We start from the raw sequence: 25,213 nt of genomic DNA, 5'->3' as shown, positions 1-25,213 counted from the left end.
TAAAAAATGAAGAACAAGCACCCTCTGAGTAAAGATGAATTGCAGCTCTTCAGAGAGTCAGTAGTAGACGCAAAGAAGCTGCGTCAGGACACCATTGTCCACCGTAAACCCAAACCAAAAACCAAACAGATTGCGCCGCAGCGCCTGCTGCAGGAACAAGTCGACGCCAGCTACTATTTTTCGGATGAATACCAACCACAGTTGGAAGAGGAAGGCCCAACACGCTACGTGCGTCCGGGATACAGTGCGTTTGAACTCAAGAAGCTCCGCCGTGGCGATTATTCGCCAGAGCTGTTTCTCGATCTGCACGGGCTGACCCAGATGCAAGCCAAGCAGGAACTGGGGGCGCTGATCGCCGCTTGCAAGCGCGAACACGTACACTGTGCCTGCGTCATGCACGGCCACGGCAAGCATATTCTGAAACAACAAACCCCACTGTGGTTGGCTCAGCATCCCGACGTGCTGGTGTTCCATCAGGCCCCCAAAGAATGGGGCGGTACCGCAGCGATTTTATTGCTGGTCGAACTGGCCGAGTAAACAGCAGAAATGACAAAGGGCGATGGTAACATCGCCCTTTCGTTTTGGAGCCGGCATGCGGCGCCCTACACTTTAGCCATCACCTGCGATGGGCTGACTTGCCATTCAAACTTACCGTAGCTGCCATCTGCCGCCAGATCAACGTTGGCGATCGCAGAGGTCGCGAACATTGGCGGGCATTCTCCCGGGCAAAGTTCAGCCACCAGGTAACCCACGAGCGGTAAGTGAGAGACGATAAGCACGGCGTTGATCCCCTGCTGCGCCAGCACCTGCAAATAACTGCCCACCAGGCTGGCATCCCCACCCGGCGTCAGCTCGGGCAACACTTCTTCGCTTGCCGGCAACGTTAAAGCTTCCCGTACCGTAGCCAGCGTCTGCTCTGCCCGCAGATAAGGGCTGACCAGCACGCGTTCAATATCCACAGACTTGGTGTTTAACCAGGCCGCCATCTGACGTGACTCATCACGGCCACAAACAGTAAGAGGTCTTACCGAATCGCTGGCCGCATCGAGTGCCGCCTCTCCGTGACGCATAATCAAAACTTGCATATTGCACCGCTGTTGTTGACAAAATAACGCTATACAGAAACGCCGAGCGTGCTGTATCGCCGAGTTTTACAACCCTAAAGCAAAAGCTTTGAAACGATAACGCGCCGTCTCTTTATGGCGGCCGGGCATTTTGCCTGAAAGTTCACGTAAAGAAAACGCTGTTTTTTACATCAATGGCGCCTTGATACGGATTTGACGCTCACATAACAACCAATTCAACAGGTTAAATTTCAACCTTCTTAGCATGAATTTTATTGATGGCGGCCAGTTTTTCACCGCCATCAGGCTACGTTACCCCGTCCTCATCTCCCTGTATAGAGTCCGGAATTGCCGGTATTCCAAGGAGTGATAACGATCACAATGCATCCTTGATCCTACTCTAGTACAAATCACATCACCGCGCCGCTCACGTGCCCTGCGGATAGAAGCGTTCACCCTGCTGCGCCATGCGTTGCAAGCGTTCGCAAGGTGCAAAATGTTCACCGTACTGGCGCTGCAGGTACTCCAGCGTTTTAACCACCTTATCGGCACCAAGCTGGTCCATATAGCGGAAGGGGCCCCCCAGGAACGGCGGGAAACCAATACCGAAGACGGCACCAATATCACCATCACGCGCACTGCGGATCACGCCCTCATCCAAACAACGCGCCGCTTCATTGAGCATCATCATCACGCAGCGTTGGGCAATAACCGCCTGCTGCAAATGTGACTTAGGCGTAATACCCAATAAAATATACACTGACGTATCGGCACGTTTATTCCGCTGCCGTTGCTGGCCTTCACTCGGATACAGATAAAAACCACGGGCATTTTTGCGCCCTTTGCGCCCATCTTTCAGTACGGCATCAAAGGCAGCGGGTGCAGAAAAGCGAGGTCCCAACTGTTCAACCAGCACCGGGATGATTTTGGTGCCAACGTCAATGCCGACTTCATCAAGCAGCGTTATCGGACCGACCGGGAAACCAAAGTCCACTAAGGCTTTGTCCAACGCCTCAATCGGCTCACCCTCCAGCAGACAACGTGCAGCTTCATTTATATAAGGCGCCAAAATACGGTTAACGTAGAAACCTGCGCGATCGGCAACCACAATCGCCGTCTTGCCCTGCTTGTGTGCCAACGCCACAGTGGTGGCAATCGTTTCTTCGCTGGTTGTAGCGTGCGGGATAACCTCAACCAACGGCATTTTGTCCACCGGGCTGAAATAGTGCAGCCCAATCACCTGCTCTGGACGCTGTGCCTTGGCAGCGATCTGGCCAATAGGCAGCGATGACGTATTGGAGGCAAAAATGGTGTGAGCGGCAGCGTGCTGTTCTATTTCCGCCACCATCTGTTGCTTCAGGGCAAGATCTTCAAATACGGCTTCGATCACCACGTCCACCCGCTCAAAGCCGGTGTAATCCGTCGAACCGGAGATCAACATCATCTGTTTTTGCCGCTCTGCCGGACGCATACGCTTGTTACGTACCCGCTTGCTGAGCACATCCCAACTGTATTTCAACGCGTGGTTAATACCCGTTTCATTAACGTCTTTAATGCGTACCGGCAGGCCACCGCGCGTGGCTGTGACGCAGGCAATGCCTCCCCCCATCAAACCACCGCCTAAAATACCAATCCGGTGAAGGGCATGAGGTAGCGCATTGGCACCCCGCTCTTTCTTCAATGCCGTGGATGCAAAGAACAAACTGCGTAACGCTGCCGATTGCGGCGTCATGGCTAACTCACCAAAGGCCCGGGCCTCGGCCTCATAACCGCTGGCGCTGCCGTGATCCAGACCGGTGCGCACCACCTGAATGATCCGTTCCGCCGCCGGATAATTGCCGTGGGTTTTCGCCAATGTTTTTTTACGCACGATGCTGAACAGCAAACTCTTGCCCAGCGGGCCATTGAGCAGCCGTTCCTGCCAGGGTAAATCGCGTTTGGTTCGCCAACCCAGCTTCGCCAGTTCAATCGCGGTCTGCAACAAAATGGATTGGGGTACGGCATCGTCAACCAGCCCCATGCGCAGCGCCTGACGCGCACGAATATGTTTGCCGGTCAAGATCATATCCAGCGCCTTACTGGCGCCGATCAGACGTGGCAAGCGCTGAGTGCCGCCCGACCCCGGCAGTAACCCCAGCTGCACTTCCGGCAGGCCAAGTGCCGTTTTATCGTCCAATGAACAAACGCGGCTGTGGCAAGCCAACGCCAGCTCGAGTCCACCACCGAGGCAAGCACCATGAATGGCCGCCACGACCGGGACCTGGAACGCAGCAATCTGCGCCAGTGTGCTTTGTCCTTTTTTTGCCAACGCCTCTGCTTCTTTGGCCGTTGTACAAGCGGCAATCATGGTGATGTCCGCACCGGCAATAAACGAATCAGGTTTGCCTGAAATGATCACCAGCCCTTCCAGGGCCGGATGTTGCTGTGCACGAATCAGAACATCATTGACCTGATCAATAAACTCCGCCTTCAGCGTATTCACCCGCTCGTCTGGGACATCGATAGTAATCACACCAATGTTGTCTGGACGTAACGTCAGCTGAAAGGCCGAGGGTTTGGCGCGCTGTTCGTGCAATGCGTTTTCAAAACTCATTATTCCACCTCTACGATCATTGCTGCCCCTAACCCCCCAGCCGCGCAGGCCGTGGTCAACCCCAGCCCGCCACCGCGGCGCTTCAGCTCGTGCAGCGTTTGGGTGATCATGCGCGCGCCGGTAGCGGCAAACGGGTGGCCGTAGGCTATCGAGCCACCCAATACGTTAAACTTGTCCATATCCACTTCACCAATCGCCCGGCTGCGCCCCAGTTTTTTCTGGGCAAACTCGTCACTGGCAAACATTTTCAGGTTCGCCAATGTCTGCGCAGCAAACGCTTCGTGCATGTCGATGAGTTGCAGATCGGCCAAGCCGATGCCAGCGCGATCCAACGCCAGCGGCGTGGCGTAGGACGGCCCAAGCAGCATGTCTTCCCATACGTCGATAGCGGCAAAAGCAAAACTGCGTAGATAGCCCAAGGGTTGCAGGCCCAGCTCTTTTGCACGCGACTCGCTCATCATCAACACGGCGGCTGCACCGTCAGTCAACGGCGTGCTGTTCGCGGCAGTGACGCTGCCATGCTTACGGTCAAAGGCCGGTTTTAGTTTCGCGTAGGAAGCCAGGCTGGAGTCTTTACGGACGTTATTGTCTTCAGCAATCTGTGTGCGATACGGCGGTACGTAGGCGGTCATCACTTCATCATGCAACAGCCCTTGCTCCCAGGCTTTGGCCGCCAATTGGTGAGAACGGTGCGCCAGCGCGTCCTGCTCTTCCCGGGTGATACCGTGGCTTTTCGCCATTTGCTCGGCAGTATCGCCCATGCGCAAGCCGGTTGAGTATTCAGCCACTGCCGGCGGTACTGGCATCAGATCGCGGAATTTCAATCGGCTGAACAACTTGAGACGCTGTGACAGGGTGCGTGCTTTGTTGACGTCCACCAGCGTACGCGCCAGCGCTTTGCTGACGCCAATAGGCAATACCGAAGAGGAATCAGCGCCGCCGGCAATACCAATACTGATACTGCCCGCCATAATGCTTTCCGCCACGTTGGCAATCGCCTGGAAACTGGTGGCGCACGCGCGCGACACGCTGTACGCATCGGTATGCACACTCATGCCGGTGCCCAACACGATTTCACGCGCAATGTTCGGCGCTTCTGGCATTTGTACGACCTGGCCGAACACCAATTGTTCGATCAGGGCCGGATCAATCCCGCTGCGGGCCAACAGTTCGCTCACCGCCGTTTTACCCAAATCCACCGCAGGAATACCGTGATAAGCGGTTGCCTGCTTGGCAAAGGGGGTACGCAGTCCATTTACAATAGCAATACGGTCACCGTGACGGGTCACCAACGGCAGTGCCTTACTCATAAACGCTCCTGAAGAAAATAACGTCAGCGCAACGGCCAAAAAAAGAGGTCTGACCTGATGAGGTCATTGTTAACCAAATGTTTACATTTGGCAAACCGTCAGAAGTGAAAACTGAGAGCAGGAGCAACTTTCTACAGAGGGATAAAGGGAAAGGCAGCGGTGCGGGTTTGCCCCACACCGTTTTACAGCAGTGATTAACGCAGGCCGAGCTGGAAAATCAGGGTTTCAGCCTGGCAGGCAAAGGTGAAATCCGCCGCCAGTTCCACGCCACCGTCAACCGGTTTAATGCTACTGCTGATGTCACAAGGATCAGATTCCACGTTGCGGGCTTTTTCGGTCAACACGGCCAGCATTTTCTCCGCATCCTGCTGATTAGCAAATACCTGGCTGTAGGAAGCGGTGCAATCCGTATTGTCCATCACGGTACCCACATCGACACAGCAACAGGCGGCCGTTTCCTGGGCACTACATTTATTCAGCGAATTTGACATGGTTGATTCTCCTCAGGGACCGCCATCACGCGAGTCCAAATTGCCATTTAGCGAATGGCGCAAAGATACAAGATTCTGCGCTTATTTTACTCTGCGGCGAAACCGATCACTAGCACTTACTTTTTATGGGTGTTTTAAGTGATGGAAATCACAAACGAAAATCGTTGTCTGCTAAGGAATGGTAAGAATTTTGTTATGTAGGGGTGGTTTTTTGTTAGCCAGATCTCTCTTTTGATATCAATTTGGAAATATTTAAAAAACAATGTTGCAACATTCTCACAGGTCGGACCTATAATTCAGCCACTGGTCTGATTTGTCTGAATGAGATCGGACCCTACAATCGCGCGCTTCCTTGTTACTTTATGTAACATGTTTAAATAATAAACACATAAAATGAGGTTTTGGTCATGAGCCAGAAAAACCTATTTACTAAATCAGCTCTCGCAGCTGCAGTGGCAATTATTTCTTCAAACGTGTCTGCCGCCGGATTCCAGCTGAATGAGTTCTCATCAGCTGGTTTAGGACGTGCGTATTCTGGCGAAGGCGCCATGGCAGATACCGCGGCTTCTGCCAGCCGCAACCCGGCCCTCCTGATGATGTACACCCGCCCAGAGCTCTCTATCGGTGCGGTGTTTATCGATCCGGACGTAGATATTTCAGGCAAGTCACCTTCTGGTGCCAGCCTGGATGCAAAAAACATCGCTCCAACAGCCTGGGTGCCAAACCTGCACTACGTTCAGCCGATTAACGATCAGTTTGCCGTGGGCGGCTCGGTAACGAGCAACTATGGCTTGGCTACCGAATTTAACGACGGTTACACCGCAGGTGCTTACGGCGGTAAAACCGACCTGACCACCGTGAACCTGAACCTGAGCGGTGCTTATCGCCTCAATCAACACTTCAGCTTCGGCCTGGGCTTCGATGCCGTTTATGCCAAAGCCAAACTCGAGCGTTATGCTGGCGAACTGCCGAAACTGATCGCTGGTTCTGGCCAATTGCCACCTCAGTTAGCAGGCCCGGTTTCACAAATCCCGGCAGATACCCAAATATCTCATCTGAAGGGTGACAAATGGGGTTATGGCTGGAACGCCGGTATCCTGTACGAAGTGGATGAAAACAACCGTTACGGTTTCACCTACCGCTCTGAAGTGAAAATTAAGTTCGACGGTGATTACAAAAGCAGCCTGCCATCCGCCTATAACCCACTCTTGGGGGCTCTCGGCCTGCCTATGGGCACCAATGGCAGCACCATCCCAGGCTCTTTGGACCTGAACCTGCCGGAAATGTGGGAAATCTCAGGTTATAACAAAGTTGCACCTCAGTGGGCGGTCCACTACAGCATGGCTTACACCAGCTGGAGCCAGTTCCAGGAGCTGAAGGCTACCGGCAACGGCGGTCAGACCCTGTTTGAGAAACATGAAGGCTTCAGAGACTCTTACCGTATTGCCTTGGGTACCAGCTACTTCTACGACGACAACTGGACCTTCCGTACCGGTATCGCCTTCGATGACAGCCCGGTGCCCGCGCAAAACCGTTCTATCTCAATTCCGGATCAGGACCGTCTGTGGCTGAGCGCAGGTACCACCTACGCGTTCAACAAAGACGCCTCGGTTGACGTCGGCATTTCCTACATGCACGGCCAGAAAGTGACCATCAAAGAAGGCCCATACACCTTCGACTCCGTGGGCAAGGCCTGGTTGTACGGTGCTAACTTCAACTATCGCTTCTAATACTATCGATACTGTCGATACAGAAGCCAAAAGCGCCCTTCGGGGCGCTTTTTTATTGCCGGTTATCCGCGCGTATAAAAAAACCCGCCAGGGGCGGGTTTTTTCATTCCATTCGCTAACCGAGGTTATTGCGAGTCTATCTCGTCCAGGTCGCCCTGAATCGCTTGAGCATTCGGGTTGATTTCCGGTTTCAATGACCCACCGTTCGCCAGGAAGTCGTTCCGCTGGAAATAAGCTTCACGCACCATCAAGTACGGATCAGAAGAGTTGCGCAACAGGCCATCTGAATCCAACAGCTCGGCGCGGGTTTCAATCCCTTCGATGACCCATTTGCCTGCTGACATCCAGAAGGTCAGGTAGCTCAGCACGGGATAAACCGTATCCGCCCAGTCGCCACCCTCTTCACGCAAGGTGAAACTGCCGTAGCCCGGTAACATCACATAAGGGCCATAGCCAACACCATAGTGCCCTAAGGTGCTGCCGAAACGGTTCGGCTCTTCGCGCGCCAGTTTCGGGTTAGCCATCCCTGCAACGTCGATCAAACCGCCCATCCCCAAAAGGGTGTTGAGGAAGAAACGGTTAAAGTGGATCATCCCCTTGTAGGGATCGCCTTTCAGGAAGGAGTTTACCATGCTGGCCGGCTCTTCCAGGTTGGACGTGAAATTGCTGATGCCATTACGCGCAGGCATCGGCAAATAGTTGCGCCATGCCACTGCGACAGGACGCAGAACGTACGGATCCAGGACGTTATAGTTAAAGTTGAACATCGTCCGGTTAAATCCTTCCAGAGGATCGGATCGCCCTTGTGGTTCATCTTGTGGCGTGCTGGCACAGCCCACCAATAATACCGTTGTGAAAGCCAGCCCAGTCAGGCGAAAGTTCATATTCTTCTCCATGAAAACGCGTTCGGTCTTTTTATTCAGGGGACCTGCTTGTTTATCTGAACGTCAATCTGCTCTTTACCGCTGAAATTCTGCAGCGCGCTTTCACCGAACCAGTCACCCGCCTGCGGCGTGGCCAGACCATCCTGAGAAATTCGTACCCGCACCTTGACCTGATGCTGGGCCGAAAGCAGCCGTTCAGGCATCATGGCGTTACTGTCATCCAACGAAAACGACAGTGGGAAGCGGCTTAAAGGCAGTTGTTTTACTGCAACCGGCACCGGATTGGTGCCATCGGTCACCGAGATTACCAGCGTACCCTGCTGCGGCAAAGCGTTAGTCGCCTGCGGCGATAACGTCACGTTAACAGCAAGTTTAACAGTTTCTCCGCCCGCCTGGGTTTTTGCTTGTTCAATGCTGCGCTTTATCACTTCAGCACGTTGATCGTTAGCCGGCAGCAGCTTCAACATCACCTGCCAGGCACCGATCGCCTGTTTGAAATCCCCTTGCTCGAAGGCGTTAAACGCCAACAGGCTCAGCACCCGCAAATTGGTATGATCTTCGGCGATCATCTTGCGCAGCATCTGTGTGGCTTGCTTGTTATCCTCTGGATCATTGGATCGCGTCAAGACTTCTGCGTAACCGAGGCGCACTTCCAGACTATTCGGATCCAGTTGATAAGCATGCGCAAATGCTTGGGTCGCCGTGGTCGCATTATTCAGCGCCATGCCGACACGCCCCAACATCATCCAGTCATTGATATTGCGATCGTCCTGCTGCAACGCAGTACGTAGGCCCAATCCAAGACGGGCGATCTCTTCCATACTTAGCGGCTGGGCGCGTTCATTGGCAACGCGCGCGCGCAGTTCTGGCATTTGGGTTTCCACCTGTTGCCAGTCCAGCACCTGCGCCAATCCGCCGGTTTTCAGATAAAAACCCACAGTGACCACAACCAGCAGCACAACACCCGGCACCAAAGCCCAACGGTTGATCGGCTTGGCCTGCGTTTCTTGCTGGCCAGGTATGTCGTTCAGCAGGTTTTGCTGCAACTCCTTCACCAACTCCGGGCGCTCTGCAACCACGCCCTGCTCTTCGTCCTGCTCAAGCTCGTGCAGGCGATCCTGGTAAAATGCCTTGTTCAACGCATCCCGGCTCGCGGCCGTGTTTTTGCCGCTGTGGCGCATTGCCGGCACCACCAGCAACGCCGCAGCGCCAACCAGCAACACAATAATAATCAGCCAAAAAGCCATTAGGGTTTCTTCCTGTCAGTCTCTTTCAGCAGCGCCGCCAGACGCTGTTGCTCTTGCTCGGAGAATTCATCGCTCGCATTAGCGGTACCGGCACGGCGATGGCGAGTGCGCAGTATCACCACCGCCCCGCCAATCAGTACGAACAGCAACGGGCCAACCCACAAGATCAACGTCGCCGGGGTCACCGGGGGCTCGTAGGTAACAAAATTGCCGTAGCGCGCGACCATGTAATCGATGATCTGCTGCTTATTCTGTCCCTGCATCATCAATTCGTACACTTTGGTACGCATGTCTGCCGCGATGATGGCGTTAGAGTCGGCAATGCTGTTGTTCTGGCATTTCGGGCAGCGCAGTTGTTCTGTCAGTTCACGGTATTGCTGTTCCTGCTCCACCGATGTGAACTGATAGGTATCGATAGCCGCTGCTGCGCTCCAGCTCAGCAATGCGGCAAATACCAAGACAATCAGCTTCATGCCTCACCCCCGTACTTTCTGTACAGTGGTAATACTTCCTGCTGCCACACGCGTTCGTTCATATCCCCAGCGTGGCGATAGCGAATAATGCCTTGTCCGTCGATCAAGAACGTTTCCGGTGCACCGTACACCCCCAAATCCAGCCCCAGCATGCCATCCCCGTCATACAGGCTCAGCGCGTAAGGGTTGCCCAGCGAGTTCAACCAAGTGACTGCTTTGCTACGATCATCTTTGTAGTTCAATCCCACTACGCGGATGCCACGCGTGGCCAGGGTATTGAGATATTGGTGCTCGGCGCGGCAGGTTGGGCACCAGGTCGCCCAGACGTTTAGCAACATCGGTTTACCGTTGCGCAGCACGGCCTGATCGTAGGTCTTGCCGGGTTGATCGAGGGATTCCAGCTTGAAGGCCGGTACAGGTTTGCCGATCAACGCCGATTCCAGCATCGTCGGGTCTTCACCACCGGCGTTACGCGTCAACTGCACCATAAATGCCGCCACTAACAGCAAGAACAGGATTAACGGAATAAACAGCAGTTTACGGTTCATGCCTGCTCCTCCAGTTTGCCTTCACGCTTGAGTTTCTTGCTCATACGATAGCGTGGATCGAGTATGCACAGGATGCCGCCCAGCGCCATAAACACCCCACCGAACCAGATCCAGCGTACGAAAGGTTTGTAGTACAACCGCACGGCCCAAGAGCCGTCGTCCAGCTCCTCACCCAATGCCGCATACAGATCGCGGCTAAAACCGCCGTCAATCGCCGCTTCGGTCATCATGCTGCGTGCCACACTGTAGTAGCGCTTTTCTGCGTGCAGAGTCGCTTCCGGCTTGCCGTTTCGGGTGACATCGATGATGCCAACACCACCGCTGTAGTTCGGTCCGCGAATATCATGCACGTCACGGAATACAAAGTGATAGTTATGAATGTCTACGCTGTCGCCGGCCTTCATGCGCACATCGCGTTCCACACTGTAGTTCTGGCTAAATGCGATGCCGATCACCGTCACCGCGACACCAAGGTGGCCCAACACCATGCCCCAGTGGCTACGGGAAAGATGGCGCAGGCCGCGCCAGAACCCGTGACGATGCGTCGCACGTTCGTGCAACTCCATCAGCGTCAGAATAATCACCCAAACCGCCATGATCAGCCCTACCACCGTCATCCCGGCAATGCTGTCTTGCAACAGCCACGGCAACAGAATGGACAGCACCAGCGTAATCACCAGCGCTACGCTCAGACGGCGCCACAGCTTGGTCGGCTCATCACGGCGCCAGCGCACCAAAGGCCCGATGCCCATTAACAGCGCCATCGGCGCCATTAGCCAGGTGAACATGGTATTAAAGAAGGGCTCGCCAATTGAGATGCTACCCAGCCCCAACTGTTTGTGCACCAGCGGTAACAACGTACCCAACAGCACCACCAGCATGGCGGCGATCAACAGCACATTGTTACCTAACAGGAAGGTTTCACGCGAGAAGGTTTCGTGCTGCACCCGGCTACGCACTTGCCCGCCCTTGACCGCATACAGCAGTAAAGAACCACCGATTACGATGACCAGATAGGCGAGGATAAACATGCCACGCGCCGGATCGGACGCAAAGGAGTGCACCGAAACCAACACGCCTGAACGCACCAGGAAGGTCCCCAGCAGGCACAGCGAGAAAGCGGTAATGGCCAGCAATACCGTCCAGGCCTTGAAGGTACCGCGCTTCTCAGTCACTGCCAGTGAATGCATGAGCGCCGTACCGGCCAACCACGGCATAAATGACGCGTTTTCGACCGGATCCCAGAACCACCAGCCCCCCCAGCCCAGCTCGTAGTACGCCCAGGCAGAACCCAGCACGATTCCCATGGTGAGGAACACCCAGGCCGCCGTAGTCCAGGGGCGTGACCAGCGTGCCCAGGCGGTATCGAGCCGGCCGGCCATCAATGAAGCGATGGCAAACGCGAACGCCACCGAGAAACCGACATACCCCATGTACAACAACGGGGGATGGAAAATCAGACCGATATCCTGCAGCAGCGGATTGAGATCGCTGCCGTCGATCGGGAAGTTCGGCAGTGTGCGGGTGAACGGATTGGACGTCATGATGATAAACAACAGGAAACCTGCGGTGATCATGCCCATCACAGACAACACGCGCGCCACGGCATCCTGTGGCATCGAACGGCTGCACAATGCCACGGCCAGCGACCAGCAGCTCAGCAACAGCACCCACAGTAACAGCGACCCCTCATGGGCGCCCCAGGTAGCGGCAATGCGGTAATACACCGGCAATTGGGTGTTAGAGTTGGCGGCCACATAGGCCACGGTAAAGTCATTGACGACAAAAGCATATACCAGGCAGATGAAAGCCATCGCAATGGCGGCAAACATACCGTAGGTCAACGGGCGGGCGACCGCCATCATGCGACGGTCCTGACGCGCAGCGCCCCATTGTGGATAAATACTCAGCAGGAGCGAGATCGCTAATGCCAGGCACAGCAGAAAACTTCCCGTTTCCGGCATCATGATTTAGCGCCCTCATTCTGCGGAGCCGCATAGGTCGACGCCGGTCCTTTATGGTTTTCTTTCATTGCATCAGCCACTTCCGGCGGTGTGTATTTTTCATCATGTTTCGCCAGCACTTCACGGGCATTGACCACGTTGCCTTCACCCAGCACACCTTGTGCCACCACACCCTGCCCTTCGCGGAACAGGTCCGGCAGGATGCCGGTGTAGGTGACATCAATCGCGCCACGTGCATCGTAGACTTTGAAGCTGACCTGTAATGTTTTCTGATCGCGCTTCACCGATCCTGGCATCACCATGCCACCGATACGCAGGCGTTGCCCCACTTCCGGTTTTTCATGATTTTCGCCCTTGCCCAGCAGAATTTCACTCGGGGTATAAAACAGATCGATGTTGGAACGCAGCGCATACAGCATCAGGGTTGCAGTAAGCGCGACGCCGATCAGCACTACAATCGCCAGGTACAGGCGACTTTTACGACGTGGATTCACAATGATTTCTCCCGCGAGTTAGCGGATTTTTGTTTCGACTGCTGCGACTGACGAATCCGTCGTTCGCGCGCCTGACGACGGCCAATCTCACCCAGCAATTGCCGGCGCTGCCAGAAGGTGTGGACGACCAGGCCCAACAACGAGAGCAGCGTAATAGACACCGCCAGCCAGACGTAAAAGGCATACCCCCCCATAGCGAAGAACGCCTGCCAGCTCGTAAATGCGGCATTCATGATTGGCGCTCCTTATTGATCAGGCTGGCAACCCACGGACGCTGACGTTCCTGAGACAGGATCAGATTACGCAAACGCATCAGCGTGAGGGTGATAAAGAAAAGCAGGTAACCGAGGATTGCCCAGCGCAGCGGGGTTCGCATGCTTGGCGCTATACTCTGTTGCATATTAGTCGAACCCTGATGAAGCGTATTCCACCATTCGACAGAGAAATGAATAATCGGGATATTCACCACCCCGACCAGCACCAAAATGCCCGCGGCGCGGCCTGCCAGACGCCGGTCTTCGAAGGCGTTGTACAGCGCAATAATGCCGATATAAAGGAACAGCAGCACCAACTCGGACGTCAGACGCGCATCCCACACCCACCAGGTCCCCCACATCGGCTTACCCCAGGCAGAGCCGGTGACCAGGGCAATAAAAGTAAATACCGCCCCCACGGGCGCCATCGCAGCGACAACGGTATCCGACATTTTCATCTGCCACACCAGACCGATAAAGGCGGCAACGGCCATCGAACCGTAGATCCCCATCGACCACATGGCAGCCGGCACATGGATATACATGATGCGGAAGCTATCACCCTGCTGATAGTCCTTCGGGGCGAAGCCAAAGCCCCATACCCAACCCAGCAGCAGACAGGCTGCACCGGCTAGCCCCAGCCAGGGGATAAAACGTCCACAGACGTGATACAGCCGTTCAGGCTGGGCAAATTGATGTAACCATTTCCACATTGTCGTCATTGCTCACGGTAAATTTATACGGTGGCCGCCCCGTCTACCGAGGCGACGAAAATTACTTGTGCGGTGGAACACGCTCTTTGTGGCGTTAACCCGCGTTTCAATAAGTTAGCTAGTGCACGCTCACTCGCAGCGCTGCTGCGGTGGCAAAAGGCGCCAGCGTGATGCTGCCCGCCAACATCGCCCCCAGAATTGCCAGGTAACCGTCTATTGGCATGCCCATAGAGGCGGCGTCGATGGCGGCGGTGGAAAATATCAGCACCGGTATATACAGTGGCAATACCAGCAGACTCAGCAGCACGCCACCTTTGCGTAACCCAACGGTCAACGCCACGCCGATAGCACCAATCAAGCTTAGCGTCGGCGTACCCAGCAACAGCGTCAACGCAACCGCCTGCCAGGTATTTATGTTCAACGACAGCAACAAGGCCACCAGCGGCGACAGGATTAATAAGGGCAAACCGGTGACGACCCAGTGAGCACACACTTTGCCTAACACCGTCATTGGCAGCGGCGTCGGCAACAGCAGAAGTTGCTCTAGCGAACCATCAAGAAAGTCATCGCGGAACAAGCGCTCCAACGACAACAACGCCGCCAACAACGCAGCGACCCAAATTATCCCCGGCGAAATGCGCGCCAGCAGCTGTGGTTCTGGCCCAATACCTAACGGAAACAGCGTGATAACGATCAGGAAGAACCACAGTGGATTGACGATTTCCGACCCTTTGCGAAAGGCAATCTTCAGCTCACGGCGCAATACAGTCAGAAACATCAAAAGTTCTCCACGCGGTTTTCCGTCAGGCTGATTTTCCTTACAGCCTGTGTCGCGCCAGCCAAATCCTGATGCGTAGTCAACAATACCATGCCGCCCTGCTGCGCATGTTGCTCAAAAAGGCTAATCAATTCAGCCACGCCTTGCTTATCGATTGCCGTTAGTGGCTCATCCAGGATCCAAAGTGGGCTGTCGCTGAGCCACAGGCGAGCCAACGCAACCCGGCGCTGCTGCCCAGCGGAAAGCTGCGCCACCGGTAAATCTTCATAGCCCACCAATCCCACTTGCTCCAACGCCTGCCAAATCGCCTGGCGATCGGGTGACGTGCGCACTGCCTGGTAAAACTGCAGGTTCTCAAAAGGGGTCAACATGGTTTTAATCCCCGGCTGATGGCCGAGAAACAGTAAATCCTGATGGTAGCGTTCGCGCTGGCGTAACGTATTTTGTCCGTGCCAGCAGACCTCTCCGCTATCTGGCCGAGCCAAACCGGCCAAAATGCGTAACAGGCTGGTCTTACCCGCACCGTTTGGCCCTTCAACCTGAATAATATCGCCCGGCGTTACCCTAAAGCTTAACGCGCTAAACAGGGTGCGTTCATCTCGGACGCAACTCAGATTTTTAGCTTCCAGCATCGGGAGAACTCATATTTTTCTTTGGGATAGCGATCATAGCATAAGCCATCTGCGGCACGTACCCCGCGACAGGCCGCTCAGCTACTCCAATAGGGGTAATATTGCGTACCAGATCAAGAATGCGTAGAAAAAAACGGCGGCGTTAAAGTCTTGTTACTTTTTTCTGCCATTTGCAGCATGGCTTTCGCGGGAGCGCTGGGCCAACTACGCTTAATGCGTGGCCTTGGCAGCATCAATGGAGAGAGCAGATAATGAGCGACCAACACCCTCACCCGCAGGCAGATACGGATAATGACGTGCAAGTCGAAAGCAAGGAGCATGAGCAGGGCAAGAGCGAAATCGAGATAAAAGAAGAGAATTTACCTTCACGCGCGGCGGCAGTGCATGAGCAGATCCGCATGGAAGGTGAGAAAGAGCTGGAACGCGACGGGTGGGCGTTGCTGTGGTCAGCGGTGGCGGCCGGGCTGTCGATGGGCGCCTCGTTGATGGCGAAAGGCATTTTTCACGCCCGCTTGCCGGACGACCCCAGCCGCTTCTTTATCGAAAATATTGGCTACACCTTTGGCTTTATCATCGTGATCATGGCGCGTCAGCAGTTGTTTACCGAGAATACCGTGACCGCCGTACTGCCGATCATGCATAAACCGACACCGAGAAATATCATCATCCTGCTTCGCCTGTGGGGTGTCGTGTTGCTGGGTAACCTGATTGGCACCGGGCTGGCGTCGCTGGCATTTATCCATATGCCGATTTTTGATGAAAATACCCGGAACGCCTTCGTTAGCCTGTCTGAAGAGGTCATGCAAAACTCACCGTCGGAAATGTTCGCTAACGGCATTCTGGCCGGTTGGATCATTGCAACCATGGTGTGGATGTTTCCGTCCGCTGGCGCAGCCAAGATTTGGGTGATCGTACTCATGACCTACCTGGTGGCGATTTGCGATCTCACCCATATCGTGGTCGGATCGGTAGAGATCCTTTATCTGGTGTTTAGCGGCATCATTCCGTGGCACGATTTTATCTACCCGTTCGCTATCCCTACGCTAGCAGGCAACATTATTGGCGGCACCTTTATCTTTGCGTTAATCAGTCATGCGCAGATCCGCAACGACATGAGTGACAAAAACAAGGCTGTGCGGCTAAAGGCAGAAAAACAAACCGACAAGGCAAGAAAACCGTGATCGCGATCAGCGCAGCAGGCAAAATTCAACGCATATTGGCGATGTAATGAGCAAACGCACCGCTAAGCGCTTATTCTGCGGGTAAAAAAAGGTATACTGCCCCGGCAGCCTCAGGTTGCCAGCCCGCAGCGTCCCCGTAGTTAAACGGATATAACAAGCCCCTCCTAAGGGCTAGTTACTGGTTCGATTCCAGTCGGGGACACCATTCCGATGCCGAACAAAATCTACTTTACTCAAAAAACAATGAGTTAACCAACTCACTTTGTCTTCTATACTCTACCGGATTCTACCCACAGCCACGCTTAATTGTCGGTACAAAAGTTGGTATGGCAGGTTCGAGTTACGCCACACAGCCATAAATCACGTTAAATGGAAAACTCAGCGTGTTTCATTAGAAAACACGCTGAGAGAGAAAATCAGCGATATACCGGGTTACTCATAACGGAATAACGGCCACTGCCGTACAGCGCAATCACAACGGCTGCCATGAAGTAATACACGATATCTTCAATCGCCCACGCGCCGACCGGTGACAGCGCGAAAGTTTGGTGGATACCGACCATCAACCACGCAACAACCATAGTGGCTGCGGCTGACAGCGCTGCAAGACGGGTGAAAATGCCCAGCATAATCATGATCGGGGCAATGACTTCCCCGATGATCACACCATACGCCACGAACGCCGGGACTCCATAGCCTGCCAGCATGCCTTCAATCCCGGCGAGGCCATCGTGCACCTTGTGCCAGCCATGGAAAATCAGCAGACCGTAGGTGATTCTCAGCAGTAAAATGGCCAGATCAGGTTTGTTCAGCGCAGTGGTAAAGCGGATATAAAGTTGCCTCATCATTATCACTCCCGAAGACGTTTTCTTGTTTCTATAAAGTAATTGCTAATCGCTAAACGAGTGGAGAATTATTCTCATTTGGGTTGATCTGGGTTAAGTTTTGTCCAGTTAATCCAGTGGCATAAAGGGATTTGAGGGGCATTGAAACGAAAACATTGCATTGCAGCATTCTACAACGGCACCCGCCACAGTCATTTCAGTGGCATTGGTCCTGAAGCCTTCGAAAGGCCTCTCCAGGGTTACCAGGATAACGCATGACCCGGTTTCAGAATCTGGCACAGTGTCGACTATTAAAGGTATAATCCCAGACACGATTTAATCGATTTTAGAAACGAACATGACAAAACTCACATTACAAGAGCAGATGCTTAAAGCTGGACTCGTCAGCAGCAAGAAGCTAGAAAAAGTGCAAAGAACGGCTAAAAAGTCACGCGTCCAGGCTCGTGAGGCGAGAGAAGCCGTAGAATTAAACAAGAAGACGCAAATCGAGCGTGACAAACAGTTAAGTGAGCAACAAAAACAAGCGGCCTTATCGAAAGAGTATAAAGCGCAGATTAAACAACTCATTGAAATGAACAGAATCGTTATTTCAAAGGGTGATATTAGCTATAACTTCACAGATAATAATCTGATCAAAAATATCTCTGTAGATAAGGCGACTCAAACCCAATTGATCAATGGTCGCCTCGCCATTGCCCGCCTGATTACTGACAATAACAGTGAGGGTGAGTATGCGATTATACCTGCGGTCGTAGCCAATAAAATCGCACAACGGGATGCGAGCTACATTGTATTAAGCGCTGAACTCACTCAGGAAGCGCAAGACGAGGAAGATCCTTACGCTGATTTTGTTGTCCCTGATGATTTGATGTGGTAACCAAGCTCCTTAGGGCAATGGACTGTCATCCTTGCCCGCCCCCTTCCGTACCGTTGAATTTTCTGCATAAAAAACACGTCATAAAAAATATTACCCCCACATGCCAGCGTGGCTAAAAAACACGTCAATTCGTATTTTAGTTACCTTCATTAAAATGTTACCATTATTACATCACGTGAATGGAGTAATAACATGTTCCCCAATAAGAAGTATTCAAAAAGAGCAAGTCCACTGACGAGCTATCAATTTTCTCGCTTGCATACTTTTGAATGTGTTGCCCGCCACTTATCCTTTTCATTGGCGGCAGAGGAACTTTCAATTACCCCCAGCGCTGTAAGTCATAGAATTAACCTGTTAGAAAAAGAACTGGGTTTTCTTTTATTTCAACGATTTCATCGCAGAATTACGCTAACACCTGAAGGCGAGCGTATGCAGTGGTCGTTAAGCCATTCCTTCGACGCCCTAACCCAAGAAATTCTTGATATTAGAAACCGTGAATTGACGGGCACCTTGACCATTTACTCGCATCCTTCGATTGTACAATGTTTACTGATACCCAGAATCAGCGATTTTACTGCTCAGTATCCCACCATTCATTTAAACATTCTCACCGGCCAAGAAAATATCAATCTGGCCAATCGAGGCGTTGATTTAGCGCTGTATTTCGGTCGCCTGCCATCGGGCAAGCAACTGGACGAAGCCTTTATGCACGAGTCTATGGTCCCAATCTGCACTGCGCAATACGCCCAAAAGCATAATCTCTACAATGCGCCTGAAAACCTGGCCGATTGCACTCTGCTGCACGACCGATACAACTCGGGTGAAGACGAGTGGCTAACCTGGTCACAACATTTTGAACTGGGGTTGGATACTGACAGCAAAAGCATGGAATTCGATCGCTCAGATCTGGCCGTGCTGGCGGCAACGCATCATCTTGGCGTCGCAATGGGCCGGCTTAATCTGGTGCAAGACTGGATTAAAAGCGGAGAGCTGATTATTCCGTTTACCGATATGACTCTGCCTTGCGAACATTGTTATTTTATTTCAACCACCACCGAACGCCAGTGGCCGAAGATCATCGCTTTCAAACAGTGGATGATGAAGATAGCACCTCTGGCCTGATGGCCGGAGGTATGAGCAGAGTGCGTATTACCATTTCTTTGGAACATAGGAAAAATCCAGCGCACAGCTGTACAAACGCCCTGACTTCGAATAATAAATATGCTTACGGTTGTTATCCCATGCTACAGAGTCATTATTAGTAAAGGTTATTATTTCCACCGGCATCTGATTAGGCAATCGCCCTCGCCGGGTGTTTTCCATCACAAAAAAATCACCGTTATCACTTAAGGTTATTAAAGGATAACCCCAGGCATATTTGGATATTTGCAGAGTAATAGTGAATTGGCTTTCGCAGATCATTTGGTAGCTGTGAATATCAACATCCATAATTTATATTTTTTTGGTACTATCCTTCTGTCAACATGGAAAAAAAGAATATGACACATCCTCACCACGAATAAAAAATGGCGATATGTGAACCTGATAAACACGTAGTCTTTATTCTTTATAGACGACTATTTCCTGGTACATTTTAATCACCTCACTATCACTGTCCACGTCACCGGTATATTCCGTCTGCTGTGCCACGTGAATAACCTTCCAACCACGCTTAGCTAAGTCAGGAATAGTGAACTGACCGACTCCGTGGCAAGTAAAAGTCGTATCATCGCTCAACCTTAACTTGCCAATACTCGCATAATCATATGACTGCGAATGGCAGACGTGAGACTCCGCCGCCATTAGCGGCAATGAAAAAAGCCCTATCAACAGTGCGAAATAAAATCTCATAGCGTTCTAAACGTCCCTTGTTAGCTCGGTAAATTTTGTAAAATAAAACGAAAAAACCACGTATTAAACTGTCTCTGGCCGCAATGAAATTACACGGCATATGGCATTCTCTGACAAGTGAAAAATATAATGCTTTGTGTTAGCTGAGTTCATCCGAACGCTGTCCCCCTAACCGGTCGATACGTTGAAGCCCGCCATAACGCCGGTTTCTTGCACGCCCGCCCTTGCAGGTGATTAAAAACAAATCAAATAATTAGCAAGAAAAGTAACTTTTTGTGATCAAAATCGTGTTAAATATGCGCCCGCTTTTACAAAACCAAGAAAAGCGATGAAAACGCTCAGGAAATTTACTGAGCCAATCACTGATACCCGAAGGTCCAGTGAGAGTGGCAAGCATACACAGGGATATAAAATGACATACACATTGCGCGCATTAACCCAGGCCGTTGCTCTGGGACTGATCGTGGGTAGTACTTCTTTTGCTGCCCAAGCTGAAATCACTTTGCTGAAGCAGGACCCGCAGGCGGGCGATCCGCTGAGCCGTCTTAACTTTACGGTCGGTGGCAGTATCCGTCCGCAGTTCAACAATATGACCGGCGATGGCGATAAGGGCTCTTACAAGCGTAACGGGTTCGACGGAGGCACCCGCTTCCGCTTTGCCGCTGATTACTACCTGTTCGATGACATTAGCTGGATCAGCTATTACGAGCTGGGCGTGAACATTCCTGCACTCTTCAACTGGGATAATCACTATGCCGATGGTGCCAACAACACCAGCCGCCGCATGCTATATACCGGTCTGAAAAGTAAAACCTGGGGACAATTGACCTTTGGTCAGCAAAACAGCGTGTACTATGACGTAGTCGGCGCCAAAACCGATATCTGGGACTATGACATGCTGGCCCAGGCTCCGGGGAACGGCATCAACGGCGATTACGACGGTTCTTACCGCTCACGCAAAATGCTGAAGTACAAAAATACCTTCGGTGACGCGGACGTTTATGCGTCCTATCTGTTCAGCGACAACGAATATCTGCCGGGTAATGGCCTGCGCTACAAGCGTGAAGGCGGCGGTTCATTGGGTGTGGATTACCACCTGACGCCGGATCTGACCTGGGGCACCGCGTGGAACTATACCCGTGCAGAGATGCGCGATCCCGCTACCCACACCACCAAAGATTATGACCAAAACATTCTGGGTACTGCGCTGAGCTGGAAACCAGATAACTGGACACTGACCTTCGGCGGCGGTTGGTACAACAACTTCCTGACCACCAAGAAAGCCAACGTTAACGACTACTTCGCCGGTGACGCTTGGGGCATTGAGTATCTGGCCGGTTACACCCTACCTGTGGGGCAATATGCGGTGAAATCCGTGATGCCATACTTTATGGGTGACCGCCTGCAGTACGTGAGTGGCCGCGATTATCAGCGTATCGATAACGGCCTGGGCGTTACCGTACAGTTTGATTACGGCTTCCGCGTCGATGTGGAACACGTGCTGACGTCAAGCACCGACAATCTCGGTGATATGACACTGGTACGCCTGCGTTACGATTTCTAATCCCTACCGACGTAAAAAAGGCCGCTTCAGCGGCCTTTTTCATCAGTGCTCACGAGTTTAGAACCCGCCGCGCGCCGAACGGCCCACCGCCTCTCCCAACTGCCACACAGCCATCGCATAGTGGGTGCTGTGGTTATAGCGGGTAATGGTGTAGAAGTTAGGTAATCCATACCAATACTGATAGCCGGTGCCAATATCCAGACGCAGCAGGCTGGCCTCTTGGTTATCGCCCAAGGAACCCTGTGGAGTCAGGCCTGCCGCTGCCAGGCTGGCAACGGAGTAACGCGTTTTAAACCCATTTTCCAACCCTGGCGCCTGGCCGTTAGCCTGCACCGCAACAGGTTCGCCCTTGGCCCAGCCGTGTGCTTTAAAGTAGTTAGCCACACTGCCAATCGCATCCACCGGATCCCACAAGTTAATGTGACCATCACCGTTAAAGTCTACAGCGTAACTTTTGAATGAGGATGGCATAAACTGGCCGTACCCCATCGCTCCGGCAAATGAACCACGTAGATCCAGCGGATCATCCCCTTCAGTGCGTGACATCAGCAGGAAGGTTTCCAGCTCGCCGGCAAAATAATCGGCACGGCGGGGATAGTCGAAGGCCAAGGTAGCCAGCGCATCAATAATACGGGTTTTACCCATCACGCGGCCCCAGCGGGTTTCAACACCGATAATACCGACAATGATTTCGGGTGGTACGCCATAGACCTGATAAGCACGCTGCAGCGCATCCTGATACTGGTTCCAGAACTGCACGCCATTTTGCACGTTATCCGGCGTAATAAATTTATTGCGATAGCGCAGCCAGGAGCCGTTCGGTCCTGAAGGTGCCTGTGTGGATGGCGTTGGCGCCTGGCGATCCATCAACCGCAACACGGAATCCAGTCGCTTGGCTTGGGCCAGTACATCATGCAGCTGTTGACGATCAAAACCGTGTTCCTGAACCATTTTATCGATAAAACGGGCCGTATTGGGGTTATTGGCAAAATCACCGCCCAGTGGCTGACCGGAATGCGCTGGCGTCAGCAGGAACCCACCTTTCACCGTGCTGTCCTGAGGCGTAGCTGGGGTCGGCTTCGGCCCGCTGCTACAGGCAGTGAGTAAGGTAAGCAGGGGGAGAAGAGCAACTAAATGACGCATCGGATATCCATATAAGCCAGGCCAGTGATAAGTGGTGATTATGTTAATCCATTGTCTGGTGCGAACAAACTGGATTATGTCGCTCATCACAAGGCGGTAAGCCAAAATAGCCAAAAACGTGATTTGAAGCACAGAAGCAAAGAATTAGTTAGGGTAAGCAACTATTCCGTCGAAACGTAAACCTTGATTAAATGAGAACAATTATCATATTGACACGCCACAGCGCATCACTACACTGCCCCTCTTTTTGGCTGCAACCCTGTCAGCAATGACGGATACAACGGAATGTTATTTTGGATTCTCTCGGACAGATCGCTAAAAATGTCTTTAAACGCCGCATAGCACGCAAGGCGTATGTTTTCTCCGTGATGGCGTTCGCCGCGGGCCTGGCACTGTTGTTATACCTGTCACCTTATCTCGATCAAAATCTCTTCCGAAATTACGCGCACAGTGATATCAGCACGTTTTTTGCGGTGTTTGTCTACCTGCTGTGCATTATGCTGTGGTCACTGTGTTGGATAGGTTTAACCCTTTGGCTGGTAGCCCGCACCGCATTTCGCCTTAATGACATAGGTACACCTGGTTGGCCTCTGGCGTTAGCCCTGTATCTGCTCAGCGTGGTGAATAATTATTACCCCGGCCCGGTGACGCGCTGGCTCATCGTTATTAGCCTGATTGGCCTATTATGCGCGTTGTTGTTACCTACGGGATTATGCACGCGTAAACCGATGAAGGCCTGACCATCGCCACTGGCTATCTGCACGCCGAGCGGTCACAATGCCGCATCACTTCGCGCCAAACAGGAAATACCATGTCTTGCCACTACCCCGCCCATTACAGCTTTGATAACGATAGCGATGCCTGGCAGATCCACTTTCGTGATTTTCCTGAACAACAGGCCGCCTGCTATAAGCGTGAAGATGTAGAGCTTGAAGCCCAGGAAAGCCTGTTGATTGCCATCAAGCTGGAAATGGAAGAGGGCCGACCGGTACCTCCCCCTTCCCGCGCCTTACCGGAAGAATTAGCGATCCATGTGCCCGTATTGGTCAAACTCAAACTCGAACTGCATAACATTATGCTGTCCACCAGCGCCTCTAAAGCCTCTCTGGCACGTCAATTAGGGTTTAACGCTGGGCAGATGGATCGCCTGCTGGACGTCGCCTACGCCTCAAAAGTGGAAGCGCTGGAGCAAGCCCTCTACCTGTTAGGATATGAAGTCCAAACCTCGGTAGCAGAGATTCGCCAGCAATAAGATAAATATTTTTTGCGGGGGCTAAATATTCTTCATTTTTCGCCGATGTGTTCATTACCGAACCATCAAGAGCAAAAGTGAAGGCTAAAAATGGAGTGGAGTCGCCGTAATATTTGGACCGTTATTCTGCTGTCGTGCCTTGTCTTCTGGGTCATCTTGTTGACGGGCGCAAACGCCGTCGCCTGATCCCTTTTCATAACATCACAGCAAACATAATCATAAAGCCCGTTTCAACGGGCTATTCCCTTCTTTTACCTGATAAAAAAGGTAAATAAAAATCGTTTCAAAACAGTAACCATTGGTTAATAAACCGTCAAAAAGTGTGATCAAAAACACAGTATTGTAATCATGCTCATATTGGGAGTACATTAGCCCCGATCCTGTCGTGGTTCATGTTTTACCTCACGGACGTTGAAACACGACAACCGGATAATCTGTGGCCAAGGACGTTGTTCTTCATGTTGAAGGATCCGCCTAATCGCCACAAAGTATCCACAAAATACTCAGCACAACAATCGGGATCATTGGCTTGCGAGGGACTCCAAAAGGGAGTTGTTCAGTGAAATATTTTGTTATGGGCGTTTCATTCATGTTGGTTACATGGATTGGCACCTTTATGCTGATGGTTGCATAACCAAGGCATGACCAGGAACATAGATAAAGGGGCGCATAAGCGCCCCTTTGTTGTTTCTGCACGCGGCTATTTTCCCGGCATCATGCGGCGCAAGGTGTCATCCTTGCGCAGATAATGGTGGTATAGCGCCGCCAGCGTATGTGCGCCAATAATAAAATAGCCGGTATTGGCGAGCGTTTCGTGCGTGCTTTTAATCACGCTACGCAGCACCGGATTCGGTGTGACGACTTGCGGAACTTGCCAGCCCAGCAACACCCACTCTTTACCCCCATAAGCCAGCGTCAGAACACCCAGCACCGGTAAGGCCAGGAATAGCACATAAAGCAGCACGTGGAAAATCTTGGCCCCCCACTCCTGCCATTCCTCAAGGGGTGGCGTGGTCGGCGGTGTGGCATAACGCCGACGCAATCCAAGCCGGATGAACATCAACAAGAAGACCATCAGGCCAAAGTTAAAATGCAGATTTTTGACCAGTGACGCCATATCATCCGGTACCGAATCTTTCAGCAGCATGGCTGAGTAAGTGAGGATCACCATCAATAACGTCAGCCAGTGCAAAACAATCTGTGATTTCGCGTAACGTTTGCCCATACACTCGTCCTGATAAATAAAGAAAATCTTATTGAAGGATAGTGGGTAAATGATGAAGAAAACCTTAGCAGAAAGAAAAAAGGCCGGAGCGAATGCACCG

The 25,213-nt window shown here is 52.4% G+C and carries 28 protein-coding genes and 1 tRNA gene; 10 read left to right on the top strand and 19 right to left on the bottom strand.

What is annotated here, in order from left to right:
- Positions 1-6: 6 nt before the first annotated feature.
- Complete coding sequence (gene smrB, locus AC2FC2_RS15305; protein ID WP_037423626.1) at positions 7-537, top strand: endonuclease SmrB; 531 nt, start codon at positions 7-9, stop codon at positions 535-537.
- Between the two features lie 65 nt (positions 538-602).
- Here the strand turns inward: smrB and sixA are convergent, their stop codons facing one another.
- The 4 genes from sixA to AC2FC2_RS15285 form a co-directional block, all read right to left on the bottom strand.
- The gene (gene sixA / locus AC2FC2_RS15300; protein ID WP_209638801.1) at positions 603-1,085 is read right to left on the bottom strand and encodes a phosphohistidine phosphatase SixA; all 483 of its coding nucleotides are present in this window, start codon (positions 1,083-1,085) and stop codon (positions 603-605) included.
- A gap of 406 nt (positions 1,086-1,491) precedes the next feature.
- Positions 1,492-3,657 carry a fatty acid oxidation complex subunit alpha FadJ gene (gene fadJ / locus AC2FC2_RS15295; RefSeq protein WP_490659476.1) on the bottom strand — a complete coding sequence of 722 codons (2,166 nt, stop codon included), beginning with the start codon at positions 3,655-3,657 and terminating at the stop codon, positions 1,492-1,494.
- On the bottom strand, positions 3,657-4,967 hold the full coding sequence (gene fadI / locus AC2FC2_RS15290; protein ID WP_209638796.1) for an acetyl-CoA C-acyltransferase FadI: 1,311 nt from the start codon (positions 4,965-4,967) through the stop codon (positions 3,657-3,659). The genes fadJ and fadI overlap by 1 nt, the downstream gene beginning before the upstream one ends.
- Positions 4,968-5,161: 194 nt before the next feature.
- Complete coding sequence (locus tag AC2FC2_RS15285; protein WP_209638794.1) at positions 5,162-5,458, bottom strand: YfcZ/YiiS family protein; 297 nt, start codon at positions 5,456-5,458, stop codon at positions 5,162-5,164.
- Positions 5,459-5,865: 407 nt separating this feature from the next.
- On the opposite strand from AC2FC2_RS15285, the gene fadL reads away from it, so the two are divergent.
- Positions 5,866-7,188, top strand: a complete 1,323-nt coding sequence (gene fadL, locus AC2FC2_RS15280; protein ID WP_490659475.1) for a long-chain fatty acid transporter FadL — start codon at positions 5,866-5,868, stop codon at positions 7,186-7,188.
- A gap of 125 nt (positions 7,189-7,313) precedes the next feature.
- On the opposite strand, the gene mlaA is transcribed toward fadL, so the two are convergent.
- From mlaA to ccmA, 10 genes are all read right to left on the bottom strand, one after another.
- Entirely contained in the window at positions 7,314-8,072 is a 759-nt protein-coding gene (mlaA, locus tag AC2FC2_RS15275; RefSeq protein ID WP_209638790.1) for a phospholipid-binding lipoprotein MlaA, read from the bottom strand.
- A 35-nt stretch (positions 8,073-8,107) separates the two neighbouring features.
- Positions 8,108-9,319, bottom strand: coding sequence for a c-type cytochrome biogenesis protein CcmI (gene ccmI / locus AC2FC2_RS15270; RefSeq protein WP_490659474.1), 1,212 nt, complete (start codon positions 9,317-9,319; stop codon positions 8,108-8,110).
- Positions 9,319-9,792: a cytochrome c-type biogenesis protein gene (locus AC2FC2_RS15265; protein WP_209638786.1), complete on the bottom strand. Its 474-nt coding sequence runs from the start codon at positions 9,790-9,792 to the stop codon at positions 9,319-9,321. The genes ccmI and AC2FC2_RS15265 overlap by 1 nt, the downstream gene beginning before the upstream one ends.
- Entirely contained in the window at positions 9,789-10,340 is a 552-nt protein-coding gene (locus AC2FC2_RS15260; RefSeq protein ID WP_209638784.1) for a DsbE family thiol:disulfide interchange protein, read from the bottom strand. Before AC2FC2_RS15260 ends, AC2FC2_RS15265 begins: the two co-directional genes overlap by 4 nt.
- Positions 10,337-12,307: a heme lyase CcmF/NrfE family subunit gene (locus tag AC2FC2_RS15255; RefSeq protein ID WP_209638782.1), complete on the bottom strand. Its 1,971-nt coding sequence runs from the start codon at positions 12,305-12,307 to the stop codon at positions 10,337-10,339. The genes AC2FC2_RS15260 and AC2FC2_RS15255 overlap by 4 nt, the downstream gene beginning before the upstream one ends.
- The gene (gene ccmE / locus AC2FC2_RS15250; RefSeq protein ID WP_037423650.1) at positions 12,304-12,798 is read right to left on the bottom strand and encodes a cytochrome c maturation protein CcmE; all 495 of its coding nucleotides are present in this window, start codon (positions 12,796-12,798) and stop codon (positions 12,304-12,306) included. The genes AC2FC2_RS15255 and ccmE overlap by 4 nt, the downstream gene beginning before the upstream one ends.
- Entirely contained in the window at positions 12,795-13,031 is a 237-nt protein-coding gene (gene ccmD, locus AC2FC2_RS15245) for a heme exporter protein CcmD (protein WP_209638780.1), read from the bottom strand. The genes ccmE and ccmD overlap by 4 nt, the downstream gene beginning before the upstream one ends.
- Complete coding sequence (locus AC2FC2_RS15240; protein WP_209638778.1) at positions 13,028-13,765, bottom strand: heme ABC transporter permease; 738 nt, start codon at positions 13,763-13,765, stop codon at positions 13,028-13,030. Before AC2FC2_RS15240 ends, ccmD begins: the two co-directional genes overlap by 4 nt.
- 118 nt (positions 13,766-13,883) lie before the next feature.
- Positions 13,884-14,543 (bottom strand): heme exporter protein CcmB, encoded by a 660-nt coding sequence (ccmB, locus tag AC2FC2_RS15235; protein WP_209638776.1) that lies wholly within the window; start codon positions 14,541-14,543, stop codon positions 13,884-13,886.
- Positions 14,543-15,175: a cytochrome c biogenesis heme-transporting ATPase CcmA gene (gene ccmA / locus AC2FC2_RS15230; RefSeq protein ID WP_209638774.1), complete on the bottom strand. Its 633-nt coding sequence runs from the start codon at positions 15,173-15,175 to the stop codon at positions 14,543-14,545. The genes ccmB and ccmA overlap by 1 nt, the downstream gene beginning before the upstream one ends.
- Positions 15,176-15,426: 251 nt before the next feature.
- On the opposite strand from ccmA, the gene AC2FC2_RS15225 reads away from it, so the two are divergent.
- Both AC2FC2_RS15225 and AC2FC2_RS15220 read left to right on the top strand, forming a co-directional pair.
- Entirely contained in the window at positions 15,427-16,356 is a 930-nt protein-coding gene (locus AC2FC2_RS15225) for a formate/nitrite transporter family protein (RefSeq protein ID WP_490659473.1), read from the top strand.
- A 130-nt stretch (positions 16,357-16,486) separates the two neighbouring features.
- Positions 16,487-16,561: transfer RNA gene (locus AC2FC2_RS15220), tRNA-Arg, on the top strand.
- A 211-nt stretch (positions 16,562-16,772) separates the two neighbouring features.
- Here AC2FC2_RS15220 and AC2FC2_RS15215 read toward each other — a convergent pair.
- Complete coding sequence (locus AC2FC2_RS15215) at positions 16,773-17,204, bottom strand: DoxX family protein (protein ID WP_404759193.1); 432 nt, start codon at positions 17,202-17,204, stop codon at positions 16,773-16,775.
- Positions 17,205-17,538: 334 nt separating this feature from the next.
- Here AC2FC2_RS15215 and AC2FC2_RS15210 point away from each other — a divergent pair, with 334 nt between their 5' ends.
- A complete protein-coding gene (locus AC2FC2_RS15210; RefSeq protein ID WP_209638770.1) occupies positions 17,539-18,078 on the top strand; it encodes a DUF2058 domain-containing protein in 540 nt (179 codons plus the stop codon).
- Between the two features lie 192 nt (positions 18,079-18,270).
- Positions 18,271-19,200: a DNA-binding transcriptional regulator DsdC gene (dsdC, locus tag AC2FC2_RS15205; protein WP_490659472.1), complete on the top strand. Its 930-nt coding sequence runs from the start codon at positions 18,271-18,273 to the stop codon at positions 19,198-19,200.
- A 27-nt stretch (positions 19,201-19,227) separates the two neighbouring features.
- Here the strand turns inward: dsdC and AC2FC2_RS15200 are convergent, their stop codons facing one another.
- Together AC2FC2_RS15200 and AC2FC2_RS15195 are read right to left on the bottom strand one after the other, a co-directional pair.
- Entirely contained in the window at positions 19,228-19,527 is a 300-nt protein-coding gene (locus AC2FC2_RS15200; protein WP_209638766.1) for a hypothetical protein, read from the bottom strand.
- 111 nt (positions 19,528-19,638) lie between these two features.
- Entirely contained in the window at positions 19,639-19,929 is a 291-nt protein-coding gene (locus AC2FC2_RS15195; RefSeq protein ID WP_490659471.1) for a hypothetical protein, read from the bottom strand.
- A gap of 412 nt (positions 19,930-20,341) precedes the next feature.
- On the opposite strand from AC2FC2_RS15195, the gene AC2FC2_RS15190 reads away from it, so the two are divergent.
- Entirely contained in the window at positions 20,342-21,493 is a 1,152-nt protein-coding gene (locus tag AC2FC2_RS15190; RefSeq protein WP_209638764.1) for a porin, read from the top strand.
- Between the two features lie 57 nt (positions 21,494-21,550).
- Here AC2FC2_RS15190 and mltB read toward each other — a convergent pair whose 3' ends face one another.
- Positions 21,551-22,636 carry a lytic murein transglycosylase B gene (gene mltB, locus AC2FC2_RS15185; protein WP_209638762.1) on the bottom strand — a complete coding sequence of 362 codons (1,086 nt, stop codon included), beginning with the start codon at positions 22,634-22,636 and terminating at the stop codon, positions 21,551-21,553.
- A gap of 293 nt (positions 22,637-22,929) precedes the next feature.
- On the opposite strand from mltB, the gene AC2FC2_RS15180 reads away from it, so the two are divergent.
- The 3 genes from AC2FC2_RS15180 to ypdK all read left to right on the top strand — a co-directional run bounded on the left by AC2FC2_RS15180 (position 22,930) and on the right by ypdK (position 24,522).
- Positions 22,930-23,376 (top strand): DUF805 domain-containing protein, encoded by a 447-nt coding sequence (locus tag AC2FC2_RS15180; protein WP_490659470.1) that lies wholly within the window; start codon positions 22,930-22,932, stop codon positions 23,374-23,376.
- 71 nt (positions 23,377-23,447) lie between these two features.
- Positions 23,448-23,888: a type II toxin-antitoxin system HicB family antitoxin gene (locus tag AC2FC2_RS15175; protein ID WP_265555555.1), complete on the top strand. Its 441-nt coding sequence runs from the start codon at positions 23,448-23,450 to the stop codon at positions 23,886-23,888.
- 559 nt (positions 23,889-24,447) lie between these two features.
- On the top strand, positions 24,448-24,522 hold the full coding sequence (gene ypdK / locus AC2FC2_RS15170) for a membrane protein YpdK (protein ID WP_104410986.1): 75 nt from the start codon (positions 24,448-24,450) through the stop codon (positions 24,520-24,522).
- A 66-nt stretch (positions 24,523-24,588) separates the two neighbouring features.
- Here the strand turns inward: ypdK and AC2FC2_RS15165 are convergent, their stop codons facing one another.
- The gene (locus tag AC2FC2_RS15165) at positions 24,589-25,113 is read right to left on the bottom strand and encodes a cytochrome b (protein WP_404759189.1); all 525 of its coding nucleotides are present in this window, start codon (positions 25,111-25,113) and stop codon (positions 24,589-24,591) included.
- Positions 25,114-25,213: the final 100 nt, after the last annotated feature.

The sequence above is a fragment of the Serratia sp. CoH_122_TC_1 genome, from assembly GCF_058191755.1.
Note: the sequence above shows the minus strand (reverse complement) of the source record. Positions and strands in the feature narration are given on the sequence as shown.

Coding starts and splice junctions, on each gene's coding strand:
- smrB (WP_037423626.1), top strand. CDS start 7: ATGAAGAACAAGCACCCTCTGAGTAAAGATGAATTGCAGCTCTTCAGA.
- sixA (WP_209638801.1), bottom strand. CDS start 1,085: ATGCAAGTTTTGATTATGCGTCACGGAGAGGCGGCACTCGATGCGGCC.
- fadJ (WP_490659476.1), bottom strand. CDS start 3,657: ATGAGTTTTGAAAACGCATTGCACGAACAGCGCGCCAAACCCTCGGCC.
- fadI (WP_209638796.1), bottom strand. CDS start 4,967: ATGAGTAAGGCACTGCCGTTGGTGACCCGTCACGGTGACCGTATTGCT.
- AC2FC2_RS15285 (WP_209638794.1), bottom strand. CDS start 5,458: ATGTCAAATTCGCTGAATAAATGTAGTGCCCAGGAAACGGCCGCCTGT.
- fadL (WP_490659475.1), top strand. CDS start 5,866: ATGAGCCAGAAAAACCTATTTACTAAATCAGCTCTCGCAGCTGCAGTG.
- mlaA (WP_209638790.1), bottom strand. CDS start 8,072: ATGAACTTTCGCCTGACTGGGCTGGCTTTCACAACGGTATTATTGGTG.
- ccmI (WP_490659474.1), bottom strand. CDS start 9,319: ATGGCTTTTTGGCTGATTATTATTGTGTTGCTGGTTGGCGCTGCGGCG.
- AC2FC2_RS15265 (WP_209638786.1), bottom strand. CDS start 9,792: ATGAAGCTGATTGTCTTGGTATTTGCCGCATTGCTGAGCTGGAGCGCA.
- AC2FC2_RS15260 (WP_209638784.1), bottom strand. CDS start 10,340: ATGAACCGTAAACTGCTGTTTATTCCGTTAATCCTGTTCTTGCTGTTA.
- AC2FC2_RS15255 (WP_209638782.1), bottom strand. CDS start 12,307: ATGATGCCGGAAACGGGAAGTTTTCTGCTGTGCCTGGCATTAGCGATC.
- ccmD (WP_209638780.1), bottom strand. CDS start 13,031: ATGAATGCCGCATTTACGAGCTGGCAGGCGTTCTTCGCTATGGGGGGG.
- AC2FC2_RS15240 (WP_209638778.1), bottom strand. CDS start 13,765: ATGTGGAAATGGTTACATCAATTTGCCCAGCCTGAACGGCTGTATCAC.
- ccmB (WP_209638776.1), bottom strand. CDS start 14,543: ATGTTTCTGACTGTATTGCGCCGTGAGCTGAAGATTGCCTTTCGCAAA.
- ccmA (WP_209638774.1), bottom strand. CDS start 15,175: ATGCTGGAAGCTAAAAATCTGAGTTGCGTCCGAGATGAACGCACCCTG.
- AC2FC2_RS15225 (WP_490659473.1), top strand. CDS start 15,427: ATGAGCGACCAACACCCTCACCCGCAGGCAGATACGGATAATGACGTG.
- AC2FC2_RS15215 (WP_404759193.1), bottom strand. CDS start 17,204: ATGATGAGGCAACTTTATATCCGCTTTACCACTGCGCTGAACAAACCT.
- AC2FC2_RS15210 (WP_209638770.1), top strand. CDS start 17,539: ATGACAAAACTCACATTACAAGAGCAGATGCTTAAAGCTGGACTCGTC.
- dsdC (WP_490659472.1), top strand. CDS start 18,271: ATGTTCCCCAATAAGAAGTATTCAAAAAGAGCAAGTCCACTGACGAGC.
- AC2FC2_RS15200 (WP_209638766.1), bottom strand. CDS start 19,527: ATGGATGTTGATATTCACAGCTACCAAATGATCTGCGAAAGCCAATTC.
- AC2FC2_RS15195 (WP_490659471.1), bottom strand. CDS start 19,929: ATGAGATTTTATTTCGCACTGTTGATAGGGCTTTTTTCATTGCCGCTA.
- AC2FC2_RS15190 (WP_209638764.1), top strand. CDS start 20,342: ATGACATACACATTGCGCGCATTAACCCAGGCCGTTGCTCTGGGACTG.
- mltB (WP_209638762.1), bottom strand. CDS start 22,636: ATGCGTCATTTAGTTGCTCTTCTCCCCCTGCTTACCTTACTCACTGCC.
- AC2FC2_RS15175 (WP_265555555.1), top strand. CDS start 23,448: ATGTCTTGCCACTACCCCGCCCATTACAGCTTTGATAACGATAGCGAT.
- AC2FC2_RS15165 (WP_404759189.1), bottom strand. CDS start 25,113: ATGGGCAAACGTTACGCGAAATCACAGATTGTTTTGCACTGGCTGACG.